Origin of the sequence: Sporosarcina beigongshangi, assembly GCF_033485195.1 — a bacterium.
Classification (GTDB): domain Bacteria; phylum Bacillota; class Bacilli; order Bacillales_A; family Planococcaceae; genus Sporosarcina; species Sporosarcina beigongshangi.
The window spans coordinates 1-13,901 of record NZ_JAWLIR010000062.1; the positions used below are offsets into that span (position 1 = coordinate 1).

Consider the following 13,901-nt stretch of genomic DNA (forward strand, 5'->3'; position numbering starts at 1 on the left):
GATTACCCATGCCGGGCACACCAAAAAAAGGCCTTCCATACGTCAAACAAACGTATGAAAGGCCTCTCTTATTATTCTTTCGTAAATTCTTTAGTGCTTCTCACCGTATCAATCGGGCGCACCATTTTCTCAATTTGCTCGCGTTGTCCTTCTAAAAACGGCGGTAGCGATAGTTTTTCACCAAGTGTTTCGTATGGTTCATCGCCCATGAAGCCCGGTCCGTCTGTGGCGAATTCGAAAAGAATGCCTGGCGCTACTCGTGAATACAACGATCCGAAGAAGAAGCGATCGACGAAGCCAGATGTGCGTAAGCCAAAGCTTTCGATACGCTCCGTCCACTCGTCCAATACGGCACGGTCTTCGACACGGAATGCTGCGTGGTGCACCGTACCAAAGCCTTGTTGGCCTGGAGGAAGTACATCATTCTTTTCCACAATGACTTGCGCGCCATTTCCGCCTTCTCCAACTTCGAATAAATGTAGGTCTCCCTCTTGCTTAATTTCCTTGAATAACAGAACCTTCTCCAACACTTCTTTCATATAATCAAATTCAGCAATACGAATATGGATTGGGCCAAGTCCAGTGATGGCATATTCCAATGGAACAGGCCCTTTTTGCCATGGTGTACCAGATGCAATGCCTTTGTTGTGTTCATCTGAAATCATTTGGTATTGCTGGTCATCGAAATCGACGAATGACAGTACTTTGACGCCGAATTGCTCTTCAATGCCTGCATGCTTCACATCTAATCGATCAAAACGTTTCACCCAATAGTCTAATGCAGCATCCGTAGGCACACGGAAAGCCGTCTTATAGATTTCATTTGTACCATGCGTACCTTTTGGGATACCTGGAAAATCGAAGAATGTCATATCTGTCCCGGCGCCGCCTACATCATCTGCAAAGAACAGGTGGTACGTTTGAATATCATCTTGGTTCACCGTTTTCTTCACTAAACGCATGCCCAATACATAGGTGAAAAATTTGTAATTCTCTTCCGCGCTACTTGTGATGGCTGTTACGTGGTGCATTCCTTTTAAATGATTCATGAGTAGTCCTCCAATGTATGTTTTTTTCTAATCAACTAATTATCTTGAATTCAAGATAATATTATAATAAAAAGTCGACAATGTCAACGGCTTTGATTTGGAACGGCTTACACAATCTTTACATTACTTTTACATTAAACTTTTCCTTCCTGCTCTATAATTATAAATAGCTATATAACTTAGGAGGACTTTTGACATGCGAATCACTGTAGGGAGAAAATTATGGATTGGCTTTACATCCATATTGGTTATTTTAATTGTCGTCGGTGCATCCGGATTATGGGCATTGACGAAATTGAATGAGGAGTATCGTTATTTAATTGATGAAAAAATAAATAGTGTTTTGTTGTTTGAACAATTATTATCCAATCAAAATGAAGATGCTAAAAATGTTCATGGATTTATCATTTATAAAGAAGATTCTTATTTGGAACATCGCGAAGAAGTGGTGACTTCATTTAAAAATAAATTAAAAGAATTAGATAAACTCATACGAACTCCTTCCGAACGTGAATTACTCAAAGCAGTCAAGGAGGCAGCCTTAAGTTATCGGGAAATTAATGAAATTGCGATAAGAGATGTCCAAGAAGGCAGTTTAGAAACCGCTGCAAAAATAGCTGCCGAGGCTGAGATGTACGAGATCGTGATTAATGAAAATATAAGAAAGCTAATGGAAATCCAAACAAATCAGCAACTACAGACTGAAAAAGAGCTGCAAGATGCGTTGGCTTTGATTCGAATACTGATTGCTAGTCTAATTGGAATTGCGAGTATTGTTACCGTAACCATTGCACGCCTTATCAGTCGTAGCATTTCACGTCCTGTAGGAACGATGACAGTAGCGCTTAAACAACTCGCTACTGGCGATTTCGCTGTGGAACCCGTGAATGTTCGCAACAAGGATGAGCTCGGAGAAATGGCGGATGCTTTGAACGACATGGTAGGTGACCTTCGTGGAATCATCATAAATGCAAGACAGTCTGCTGCCCAGCTTGCAACGCATGCAGAAGAATTGTCTGCTAGCTCAGAAGAAAGCCTAGCTGCCTCTGAAATGGTTGCCGGCATTACAGAGCGCAGTTTGCTAACGAATGAACGACAGGCGTCCACAGTGAAGGAGTCCGTTATTTCCATAGGTGAAATGGTTACTGGCATCGATCGGATAACAGTAGACAATGAAGCACTACAAAGTTCTTCCACAGCTGTTTCACAGCTCGTCAATGATGGAGCGACTTTCATGAATGATTTCACCGATCAGATGCAGTCCATTCGTACAACAATGGAACAATCTACAACCATCATCAGCGAGATGGCTACGCACTCAGAACAAATTCGTTCTGTCACAGCACTTATAACAGGCATCGCAGACCAAACTAACTTATTGGCATTAAATGCGGCGATTGAAGCAGCTCGAGCAGGCGAACATGGAAAAGGGTTTTCCGTTGTAGCCGATGAGGTCCGCAAGCTTGCTGAACAATCCAAGCATTCTGCTGAAGAAATTGGTCGGATGATGGATGCCATGATTCACAACGTAGGACAAGCTGTTACAAGTACAGAGGACGGCAGTCAACGTGTTCAAGCAGGGCTTGCTGACACAGAAAAAACAGCCGCCATATTCAACAGCATTGAGGACGCAGCAGCTGATATGAGTCAGAAGCTCGCTACTGTCTCAATCACAATTGAACAGATTCGCACAATGACAGATAAAGTTGCCCATGAATCAGCTAGCATCGAGGAGCTTGCAGGACAATCAGCCAGTGAAGCGCAGTCCTCAAGCGCCGCGACTGAAGAACAGCTAGCAACGACTGAAGAAATTTCGTCCAGTGCACAAACACTAGCAAAACTAGCAGAGACCTTACAAGGTGACATGGCACGATTTACGGTCTAAAAAAAGTAGATATACTGTATTACCCGAGTGCCTCGCACTCGGGTAGTTCATCTCCATGCTATTCCCTCACAACCGGCATCGAGCAACATCTAAAGGAACCGCCGGATTTTATGATTTCGGAGAAGTCGACTTCGATAACCTCAAATCCGTGAGCTCGCATTTGCGCGTTGACGTTTTTGTTTTGTGGCAAGCTGAATACTTTTTTATCACCGATTGAAAGGACATTTGTGCCCATTGTGAATTGCTCTTCTTCGGATACTTCGATAAGTTTGTATGTTGTTGACAGCATGTCAATTGTTTCTGCATCGAGTGCTTTCGGGAAGATCAGTCCAACTTCCGGTGATAGGATATTGAATACACAGTCGAGGTGCAAGTATTTTTCATTGAATGGTACTTGGATAATATCGTGGTCGGGTAAGTCATGCCTTAACTTCCGAACGGCTTCTTCAGATGTACGGCTACTGATACCGACGTATACTGCACCACGGTCAACGATGACATCGCCGCCTTCCACACGATTTGTCGTTGTTTGGAAAGGAATATCCTCGTCGTCCAACCACTCTTCAAGTACTTCCTCCTCCCCCTTACGAATATCGCTAGCCATTTCCGCAACGAAAATCTCCTCTCCTACGGTGAAGCCAATATCACGTGTGAAAACCTGTTCAGGAAATTGTTCGGATGAAGGCAGTTTGATCACTTCAACTCCATTCTCCTTAAGTACAGCCTCAAAGTCTTCATGTTGCTTCATCGCAAGCTCTACATTTATATTTTCATCCTCATACTTCTTTTGTACATCATTGATTACCTCTTCGATTGCCATGAATTTTGGCTGGCATAGGATGACACGGCGCAGCGTATCATATTCTGTATCGCACTGGGTTATCGGTGTCTCTTCCATAGGGAAGCTCATTTTTTCATCCTCCAAATAATTGTAGTCGTCTTCATTGGTGTTCCCTTTGACAGTTGGTTTAAACATTTTTATTTCGAATCGTAAAAATGACTGGAATGGAGGAAATAGTATGATTCAGACAGAAGATGCTTTATTGACAAAAGATGATTTTGCGAAGCGTACTGATTTGCCAGATTGGTTGTTGAGGGAATATCAAACATTTCATACGACAGTGACGGATAAGACGTTTCCGTGTTATTTCGGGATGAACGGAGAGTTGAAGGGCGAATTGCGCTATGCCTATGTGATGCAAAATGATTGGTCTAATTTGACGGCAGCATTGAAGTCGTTTTTGACACTGTTCAAAGAGCCCACTTATAAGCGACATGGGTTATTTGTATTTGTAGAGCCATTTGAAATAGAAGGTTCGCTGGACGATTATCGAAAGCAGTTTTGGGAGATTCTACAATACTTGCATGAAGTAGACGAGATAGAATGGCCTGTTAAAAGTCCTATTGATCCGGAGCATTATTTGTGGGATTTTCATTTTCACGGTGAACCGATTTTCGTTTTTAGCAATGCCCCAGCCTACAAGCAACGAAAAACACGTAATCTTGGCAATGCTATGGTCATTGGGTTTCAGCCTAGAAGAATTTTCGAGGGGTTAAAAGGGACAGAACCTGGTGGGATGATGTCACGCGAAAAAGTACGTGAACGTGTCGCGGTGTGGGATCAGTTGCCAAAGCATCCTGATATTAGTCACTTTGGCGACCCATCACATCATGAATGGAAGCAATTCTTCATTGGCGATGATGCAGAGCCTATTCAAGGTGTATGTCCGTTTACGCATAAAGAGATGAAGTAAAAGCCGGCTGAGCTAGTCGACTTTTCACTTCATCTCCTTTGGTCTACTTGTATGTTTCCTCGGCTTCGTGCACAAGATCTTGCAAACCATCTGAATCACCATCCAGATATTTGACTGGAAACACTTTCCGAATAATCAAATCGTTTCCTGTCATTACTACTTGCACCTCTTCGCCTACTTCGACCTTCAAATGTGACAACATTTCTGGAGAAAAAGTAATGCCACAAGCATCCTCCATTTGAACAATCTGCCGAATTTGAATGGTCATGTTCTTCTGCGTCCAATCTCGTTCCACAACGATCGCCTCCAATAGGATATGGTTGTCCTTCGTGCTCCGTTTTGTATAACGCAGTGGTGGCAGGAACTCGGGGCATACTTTCCGGCCTTCCTCACTGTCGATTTCCCGGGAAATACTTTAAATTACTTCTCCGCTGTTGTGTAGTATGCAGCCATTTCTACTTCTGGCACCATACCACCTCCTGTTGCCCAAACGAGATGGGTTGCATTCGCTGCATCAGCACCCTCTATATTTCCACGAATGGTGTGCACGGGACCCGTCATGCCAGCAAGTGCGGATGGTTCGAGTCGGATATTTTCCGTGTCAGCAATCTGTTTTAACAGCTTGAACAGTGTACCGTCTGCGATGGTATAACAGCCTGCTAGAAGTGGTTCCATTGTTTTACCGACAAAGCCTGATGCCGTACCTACCGCAAGTCCGTCCGCTACGGTTTTATTGTCGAGACCAAAGTCTTGGACGGACATTTTGTCATGTAAGCCCGTCATCATCCCAAGCATCATACACGGGGAATGTGTTGGTTCCGCGAAAAAGCAGTGTACATGATCGCCAAACGTCAGCTTCAATCCAAATGCAACGCCACCCGGACCCCCACCAACTCCACATGGTAGATAGACAAACAAAGGATTGTCTGCGTCCACGGTGATTCCTTGCTGCTTTAATTGCATAGCTACTCTTTCCCCAGCAACTGCATAGCCTAAAAATAGATCGAGTGAATTTTCATCATCGATAAAGTGGCAGGCTGGGTCTGCATCTGCCTGACGACGACCTTCTTCGACAGCTTTACTATAATCATCTGCGTACTCGATGACGGTGACACCTTTTTCACGCAGCATGTCCTTTTTCCACTGCTTTGCGTCTGCCGACATATGGACAGTGACGTCGAAGCCGAGCTTAGCGCTCATGATGCCGATGCTCAAGCCCAGATTACCTGTCGATCCAACCGCAATTTTATGTTTGGCAAATAAATGACTGAATTCCTGCTCTGCAAACTTGGCATAATCATCTTCAGGTGAAAGTAAGCCATATTCAATCGCCAGCGTTTCCGCATGTTTAAGTACTTCGTAAATGCCACCACGCGCTTTAATAGAACCCGAAATTGGCAAGGCATTATCTTGTTTCACAAGCAATTCTCCAGCTATTTCTATGCTATAGTCATCTGCAAGTGCTTGTTTCATAGTTGGAATGGCCGTAAGAGGTGATTCGATGATGCCGTTTGAAGGCTTTGTTTCCGGAAAAACTCGCTCGATGTACGATGCAAAACGGGTGAGGCGAGCGGATGCATCTTGGACATCTGCCGCGGTTATGCCTGTTTTGGAAAGACCGGTTGCTGCCGATTCTACCAATGGATTAAGCCACAAAACTTCCTTGCGTTCCATCATCTGCTCGATAAGCGGTAAACGCTCTATCCAGTTATTTACTTCTGTTTGATCTAACACGGGCTTAGCCTCCTTTTTCCTCCCTCTATTATAGAATTCGCCTGTCTTTTATTCAAATATTCAAACACCATTTATAACCGAAATTTCACTTCATCACGTATTGCTCAATAAGCTCTTTTGTCAGTTCAAATCGTGGGTTGGTGGTATCATTTCCACCAGCTTCCACACCCATTACAACTGTAATAATACGTCGCCCCTCAAAGACACCTGTACTGACAAAACAAGAACCCGCCTGATCTGTATAGCCCGTCTTCAATCCATCGATGCCAGGGAAAGCCTGTGGCATACCTGGTAACATTAAGTTTGTGCTCCATAGCCGTGTGCCTTCACTTGTCGTAAAGTCCGTCATGCTTGCAATATCCAGTACCTCGGGATAGGTAGCTATCAATTGCTGTGCCAACACTGCGACATCTCGAGCGGATGATAGATTCGTTTCATCTTGTCCTTTGCCAATGTAGTCTCCATCCAGCCCACTTGCATTGTAAAAAGTCGTCTCCTTGAGCTTAAAACTATTGGCCTGCTTATTCATCACCGCAACAAAAGCTTCTTCCGTTCCGCTGACCATTTCGGCAAGTGCCATCGCCGCATCATTCGCCGAGCTGACAGTCATCGCAATGAAAAGCTCCTCTACTGTATAGGAGCTGCCCGTTACCATACCCAATTTAACTGCACCCGCTTGTTGGCTCATTTGCTGCACATAATCACTCGGCTCGTAAGTGCTTTCCCATGTTAATGTCCCGTTGTTTATGGCATTTAGCACGAGGTATTGTGTCATCAGCTTAGACATACTGGCAATTGGCAATGGTTGTTTACTATTGTTCTCATACAGTATTTCCCCTGTTTCCGCTTCCATTAAAATGCTTGCCTTCGCACTGCTATTCATATCAACTGCTTCCGAAATCAATTGCTTATCCTTCAACACAAAAGTGAGACTAAGCGCACAAATTACTACGATAACTACTAATTTCTTCATTTCGTTCACACCTTTTCAATTCTATCCTTTCATTATGAACATTAAAAATGAAGAATCTTGTAGAACATTTATGAAGAATTTCTTAAGTTTATCAGCGAGTGGCGTACACACCACTACCGGCTTTTCCGAATACAATAGATTAACGAAGTGGTGATGGGGGGCGTTTGAAGGTTGGGGCAATGGGCCACAGCGGTTCGAGGAGGCGTTCCTACAGTCGATGCGCAATCAGTTCGACAGGTTCATTGCTAGTACTTGTTTACAATCATTAGCTGGACCATTCAAAAAACCTCCGCTACTTGGAAAGGATTGGACTTTATCCTTTTTCGGCAGCGGAGGTTCCTTATTCAATCACGTCCCGGCGTGATTGCGTCCAGATTTTGAATAGAGCCTGAGGCCTACAGGATGTCGGTCATGCAGTCGTCGCGACAGGACGTCGCGAACTTAGACTGCCTTCCTGAACTACCCTCAAAATCTGTGACATCCGCCGGAGGCTTAACTTCATTCAGCAAATGTATTTGCTGAATGAAGTTATAATTTCGTTCGTACATCCCATAATTCCGGGAAAAACCGGTGGTCGAGCACAGACTTCAAATAGTTCACACCAGACGAGCCACCCGTTCCCATTTTGAAGCCAATGATCCGTTCGACCGTTTTCATATGGCGGAAGCGCCATTGCTGATGGCTATCTTCAATATCGACCAATTTTTCAGCGAGCTGGTACAAATCCCAATAATCATCGACATTGCGGTACACTTTGAGCCAAGCATCCGCCACTGTCGAATCCCCTTGATACGTAACGGAAAAATCGCGAATTAGCAATTCGGGCGTAATCGCAAAGCCTGCTCTAGCCAGCGCACGTATCGCCACGTCGTAAATACCAGGTGCATGATAGGCCGTTTCAAGTTCACTTGCCAGCTCCTGATCCTTCTCATAAATCTTCAAAATATGTGACTGCTTATAGCCAAGTGCAAACTCGATGAGCCGATTTTGATACGACTGGAAGCCCGACGCCCTACCCAGGCTTCCACGAAACTCCATATATTCAGCAGGTGTCAAAGTCGCCAGCACATCCCATGCCTGAATAACCTGCGTCTGCGTTCTCGATACGCGTGCCAGCATTTTAAACGCTTCCGGCAGTTCATCGTGTTCAATCAATTCAATCGCTGTGCCCAGCTCATGCAAAATGAGCTTCATCCACAATTCGCTTACTTGGTGAATGACGATGAACAGCATTTCATCATGATGACCGGACAAGCGTTGCTGGCTCGACAATAACGTATCGAGATGCAAATACTCCCCATAGGTCATATTCTCCCGAAAATCCGTGTGAATCCCTTCCTCATTCATGAGCCCACCTCCGCAATACAGCACGCACCGGACTACCATCGCCATCCCGCAGCGGTAACGGCAGCGCAATGAGTTCATAATCCCCCGGCTCAACTGCACGAAGCACGATGTTCTCCAAAATCATCACATCGTTGTCATTGAGCGCATGATGCGCCTCCAATATCTTGCTATCTTCTGGATCGACGGATGGCGTATCGACTCCAATCAGCCGAACCCCTCTCTCTTTCAATAAAGGCCCAATATCCGCACGCAACACGGTGAACTTCTTCGGAAATACATTCGCATCCGGACGACTCCCCGTTTTCAATAAAATCCGTTCTGCCCCTCCGAAATCAATACCTTCCAACTCCGCGCGTCCAACACTTTCAGCTCCGGTCACATCAATCACTCGCGCTCGTCCGATGTACAAGTCAATCGGTAAATCGAGCACTTTCTTGCCGTCATCATCAAAGTGAAACGGCGCATCAATATGTGTTCCCATATGCATGCTCGTTGTCATCTTGCCAATATTTACGGAACCCGTTTCTGCTTTGGTAAGCGCAACTTCATACGTAAACGGCGTGTCACCTGGCCACTCTGCAATATCATTTTGAAGCGGCTGTGAAATATCAATCCATTTCTCTGTCATGCCACAACACCTCTTTGATTGGTGAATTTTTCATAACGCTTGTCGTCCATAATGACTTTCAATTTCTGCACCGCATGCCAAACATCCTCAAAGGAATTATAAAGTGCTACAGGTGCTAATCGAATGCCATTTGGTGCACGGAAATCTGGAATAACTCCCTCCGCTTTCAGTGCTTTACAGATGCGAGCAGCTTCCTCATGTTCAAGCAAAATATGCCCTCCGCGCGAATCATCAATTGGATTGCCAATGGTAAAATCATAAGCGGACAGCTCTTCTCGAATTAATTCCATCATATAAGCTGTTAGTTGAAGTGATTTGTCACGCACACGTTGCATACCGACTTCCTCATATAATTCAAGTGCACCAATAACCGGTGCTAAACTGAGGACATGCGGCGTTCCAATCTGATACGCCGCTGCATCTATTGCAGGGTCCATCGTGTGATCCATATCAAACTGCGATTCTTGTTTAGAACCAAACCAACCGGCTAATCCGGGTGCTGTACCAAAATGGCTGTCATGAACGAACAAGCCCGCAACAGAACCAGGGCCTCCATTCAAATGCTTATACGTGCACCAAAAAGCAAAATCCGTTCCCCAATCATGCAAGGCATGTTCAACTGCACCAACCGAGTGACATAAGTCGAAACCAATAGGAATGCCACGCGCATGCGCCGCCGTTGTTAGTCGCTCCATGTCAAGTACTTGCCCACTTCTATAGAGCACTGCCGGCAACACAATAAGCGCAATATCCTCCGTCATCGCTGCAATAATATCCGCCTCATCTAATAATCTGCCATCGCGACTTTTGACACGAACGAGATGTTCGGTAGGATCATAGCCCTTTAAGATGAGCTGACTTTTTAACGCATAAATGTCTGAAGGAAAATTGAGTTCATCGGCAAGAATCTTTGTTTTATTTCCCCAAGGCTTGTAAAACGTTGCCACAAGCTGATGCAAATTTGTAGTGGTCGACCCCGTCGCAATTACCTCGCCTACTAGTCCCCCGACGAGCGGCGCCATTTTCTCCCCAACTGACTCCGACAAGTAAAACCACGGATTATCGCCTTCTGTCCAACCATCGATGCCTAACGTTTTCCACGAATCTAACAAATCATGCAGCGTTCGCTCGGCCCTTTTGGATAATAAACCGAGCGAATTACCATCCATATATATCGTATCTTTCAGTAGGTAAAACTCGTCCTTGTACTTTGCAAGCTCATCTTTGGCGTCAAGCCCCTGTGCATAATCGACTCCAAACATCCCCTATTCCCCCTTGTGAGAACTTTCAGTTATTCCCTTTTAGCATACCATATTGTGAACGCAAGGATTTATGACCGGCATGGAGCGTGTTATGACCGGCACAGGTGAGTTTATGACCGGCACAGGTAAGTTTATGACCGCCATGCCCCTTTCGCCACAAAAAAACCGACATTTCTGTCGGCCTGTTCAAAAAATTATTTAAACCAGCCCTTCTCCTTAAAACGAGAAATGGCTTCAATCCGATTCCCTACGCCAAGCTTTTCAAGAATCGTAGAAATATAATTGCGCACCGTTCCCGGCGTCAAATACAACTCACCTGCAATTTCTTTTGTCGTTCTGCCATCTGCGATCAGCCCTAGCACTTGGCTTTCACGCTCCGTTAACGGATTTTCTGTTTCATCATCCCCGTAAGCAATATCGACAAGCTCCGGTGCATAAATCCTTCTGCCATCCATAATCGTGCGGATGGAACTAACAAGCTCCTCAATTGGACTATCTTTCAGCAAATAGCCGCGTACCCCTGCTTTTCGGGCACGTTCGAAATAACCCGTCCTCGCAAACGTCGTTAAAATAATAATTTTACAATCTTCGCCCCGCAAGGCCTCTGCCGCATCCAGCCCAGTCATCACCGGCATTTCAATGTCCATAATGCACACATCTGGTTGCTGCTCCTTCACTAAGGCAACCGCTTCTTCCCCGTTTTTCGCCATCCCGACAACTTCCATATCCTCTTCCAGATTGAGTAATGAACCTAGAGCTCCGAGCATCATCCCTTGGTCTTCTGCTATAACAATACGTATCATGTCAATCGTCCTCCACAATATGTTTTATAATGACAGGAACTCGAATCGATAGTTTTGTACCTTCGCCCCCCTCAATTTGGAGGCTACCATTTATGAATTCGAGTCGTTCTCGCATCCCTTTCAGCCCACTGCCTGGCAACGTTTCTCCGCCTCTCGTAATTCCAATCCCGTTATCTTCCACTTTAATAACAAATTCATCTGGCAACTGTTCAAATGCGATTGAGCAGGACGTCCCATAGCTATGCTTGACAACATTCGTCACCGCTTCTTTTAAGCACATGCTCAACACATTTTCGACGATTGCTGGAATATTCGTAAACGCCGGATCACCTACAACCGTGAAATCCATTTCAGCCGCCTTCAAAATTTGCTGAATACGCATCAGTTCGTCCTCCAGCTTCATCGCACGCATATCCTCTACCAACTCACGTACTTCCTTCAACGCTGTACTGGCCGTCTGTCGTATGTCATGCAACTCTTTTTCAGCTGCTTGTGGATCACGCGACACCAATTTACCTGCTAAATCACTCTTTAAGCCAATCAACGATAACTTTTGTCCAAGCGTATCGTGGAGATCACGAGCAATCCGTTGGCGTTCCTCCATAATAATTAATTCTGAAATACGTTCTTTCGCATCCTCCAATTGCCCCTCCAAGTTTTCACGCTTATTGCGGTTATACAAATTGAACGGTAATAGAACCGTCCCAATGACAGAAATAAGGATGAAATGGACTTGTGGCAAAAACAATTCAATTTCGATGAAGAAACCTGCAACAATTGCACCTACCGTGAACGCAATATGAAGTCCATAAATAATGAAAAACCCGACCGGATTACGGATATTCCCTATGAAAAACGCAGTAAATATAGATAAGTATACATAACCGAATAATAACGTCATCACAATATTAATGACCATCTCAAAGCTAAGCCACATATAGACAAGCCCAGTTTTTGATTTGAATGAAAAGCGAAATGACAAAAAGAATAAAAATAATAACGATATCCCTATAGAAATTTCAACGGGGGAGGATGACCTAAAAATGAAAAAGAACGGTAAAAAACAAAAAATCACCCACGCATAAATACTTAGCAATGGATTTTTCGGGAAAATACTATACCAGCTCCGCATATTGTGCACTCACCATCCTCTCTCACTTTCATTATAGCAAAATAAACCAGCCACCCCATAAAAGAGATGACTGGTTGGCAATTTATTTTACATCCAAACTCGTGCGTTTTGGTTTCAAATCAATCGAAGCTCTTGCCGACTTCACAAGATGCTTAACTTCTTTGAAAGCAACGAACCTTTTTCGTTCTGGATCATACAAGCGGAAGCGAATCGATTCCAAACTTGATTTGATTGTAATTGTTGTTGCTTGATGAAGAGGTGGCGTCGATTCATGTGCCAATTCTAAATTGTAGTTCGGTACACGCGGTGCCAAGTGATGCACGTGGTGGAAACCAATATTACCTGTCGCCCACTGCAACACACGCGGTAATTTATAATAAGAACTGCCGTCAACAGCAGCTTTTACGTAGTCCCAATCAGATTCCTCTTCAAAATACGAGTCCTCAAACGTATGTTGGATATAGAATAACCAAATACCGAGCGCACCTGCGACGAACATAATAGATCCTTGAACAATTAAGAATGCCTGCCAGCCAACAAGTAAAATCATACCTGTGTACAAAACAACCAAAATCAAGTTCGTTAAATACGTATTGTTACGCTCTTTCTTTCGTGCATCCTTGCGATTAAAACGACTTGAGATTAGCACAAGATACAGTGGTCCAAACCCAAACATTACAAGTGGATTACGGTACAAACGGTAAGCGAGACGCTGCCATTTTGATGCTGCGACATACTCTTCAATCGTCATAACCCAAATATCACCAACACCGCGCTTATCAAGATTCGAGCTTGTTGCGTGATGGATCGAGTGTTCACGTTTCCACTTTTCATAAGCAAATAGTGTCAACACACCTGTCGCCGTACCTACAAGATCATTCATCTTTTTATTCTTGAAAAATGAACCATGCGTGCAATCATGGAAAATGATGAACGTTCGGATAACAAATCCTGACGCAATAACGGAAATTCCTAGTGTCAACCAAATGGACACGGACAAGCTTTGATAGGCTAAAAACCATAATAGTAGGAATGGAGGTATCGTATTGACAATCTGCATTATACTTTTCTTTTGATCGGATTTTGCAAATGGGGCCACATCTTTGTGCAGCTGCTTCGTTTTTTCTTTACTCATAGTATCCTCCCTAGTTGGATGTTTTTCGCTCACATACTTCTTACTCTCATAGTAAAGAACTTTCAAACTTCACAGAAGACATAGATGTCATGAATTCTAATATGATAAGTGTCACTTATTGTGAATTTATTCACAATTAATTATCTGTTTCAATTAAAAAAGCCATTCCCTTTTTAAGAGGCCACTGAAAAAGTCCTCT

Annotated in this window: 13 protein-coding genes; 2 read left to right on the plus strand and 11 right to left on the minus strand. The window is 44.1% G+C overall.

The window, feature by feature from the left end; genetic code table 11:
• Positions 1-71: 71 nt before the first annotated feature.
• Positions 72-1,049, minus strand: coding sequence for a ring-cleaving dioxygenase (locus tag R2B77_RS17220; protein WP_203249264.1), 978 nt, complete (start codon positions 1,047-1,049; stop codon positions 72-74).
• A 196-nt stretch (positions 1,050-1,245) separates the two neighbouring features.
• On the opposite strand from R2B77_RS17220, the gene R2B77_RS17225 reads away from it, so the two are divergent.
• The gene (locus R2B77_RS17225; protein ID WP_203249265.1) at positions 1,246-2,934 is read left to right on the plus strand and encodes a methyl-accepting chemotaxis protein; all 1,689 of its coding nucleotides are present in this window, start codon (positions 1,246-1,248) and stop codon (positions 2,932-2,934) included.
• A gap of 58 nt (positions 2,935-2,992) precedes the next feature.
• Here R2B77_RS17225 and R2B77_RS17230 read toward each other — a convergent pair whose 3' ends face one another.
• A complete protein-coding gene (locus R2B77_RS17230; protein WP_203249266.1) occupies positions 2,993-3,844 on the minus strand; it encodes a dimethylarginine dimethylaminohydrolase family protein in 852 nt (283 codons plus the stop codon).
• Positions 3,845-3,953: 109 nt separating this feature from the next.
• Between R2B77_RS17230 and R2B77_RS17235 the strand changes: the two genes are divergently transcribed.
• Positions 3,954-4,688: a YqcI/YcgG family protein gene (locus R2B77_RS17235; RefSeq protein ID WP_203249267.1), complete on the plus strand. Its 735-nt coding sequence runs from the start codon at positions 3,954-3,956 to the stop codon at positions 4,686-4,688.
• Positions 4,689-4,731: 43 nt separating this feature from the next.
• On the opposite strand, the gene R2B77_RS17240 is transcribed toward R2B77_RS17235, so the two are convergent.
• The 9 genes from R2B77_RS17240 to R2B77_RS17280 form a co-directional block, all read right to left on the minus strand.
• Positions 4,732-4,983, minus strand: coding sequence for a hypothetical protein (locus R2B77_RS17240; RefSeq protein ID WP_203249268.1), 252 nt, complete (start codon positions 4,981-4,983; stop codon positions 4,732-4,734).
• A gap of 125 nt (positions 4,984-5,108) precedes the next feature.
• Positions 5,109-6,422: a D-serine ammonia-lyase gene (locus R2B77_RS17245; protein ID WP_203249269.1), complete on the minus strand. Its 1,314-nt coding sequence runs from the start codon at positions 6,420-6,422 to the stop codon at positions 5,109-5,111.
• An 85-nt stretch (positions 6,423-6,507) separates the two neighbouring features.
• Positions 6,508-7,395: a D-alanyl-D-alanine carboxypeptidase family protein gene (locus tag R2B77_RS17250; RefSeq protein ID WP_203249270.1), complete on the minus strand. Its 888-nt coding sequence runs from the start codon at positions 7,393-7,395 to the stop codon at positions 6,508-6,510.
• Between the two features lie 528 nt (positions 7,396-7,923).
• Complete coding sequence (gene kynA, locus R2B77_RS17255; RefSeq protein ID WP_203249271.1) at positions 7,924-8,742, minus strand: tryptophan 2,3-dioxygenase; 819 nt, start codon at positions 8,740-8,742, stop codon at positions 7,924-7,926.
• Complete coding sequence (gene kynB, locus R2B77_RS17260; RefSeq protein WP_203249272.1) at positions 8,735-9,370, minus strand: arylformamidase; 636 nt, start codon at positions 9,368-9,370, stop codon at positions 8,735-8,737. Before kynB ends, kynA begins: the two co-directional genes overlap by 8 nt.
• Positions 9,367-10,632 (minus strand): kynureninase, encoded by a 1,266-nt coding sequence (gene kynU / locus R2B77_RS17265; RefSeq protein WP_203249273.1) that lies wholly within the window; start codon positions 10,630-10,632, stop codon positions 9,367-9,369. Before kynU ends, kynB begins: the two co-directional genes overlap by 4 nt.
• A gap of 194 nt (positions 10,633-10,826) precedes the next feature.
• Positions 10,827-11,435: a response regulator gene (locus R2B77_RS17270; protein ID WP_203249274.1), complete on the minus strand. Its 609-nt coding sequence runs from the start codon at positions 11,433-11,435 to the stop codon at positions 10,827-10,829.
• Position 11,436: 1 nt separating this feature from the next.
• On the minus strand, positions 11,437-12,567 hold the full coding sequence (locus R2B77_RS17275; RefSeq protein ID WP_203249275.1) for a sensor histidine kinase: 1,131 nt from the start codon (positions 12,565-12,567) through the stop codon (positions 11,437-11,439).
• An 82-nt stretch (positions 12,568-12,649) separates the two neighbouring features.
• Positions 12,650-13,702: a fatty acid desaturase gene (locus tag R2B77_RS17280; protein ID WP_203249276.1), complete on the minus strand. Its 1,053-nt coding sequence runs from the start codon at positions 13,700-13,702 to the stop codon at positions 12,650-12,652.
• Between the last annotated feature and the right edge of the window lie 199 nt (positions 13,703-13,901).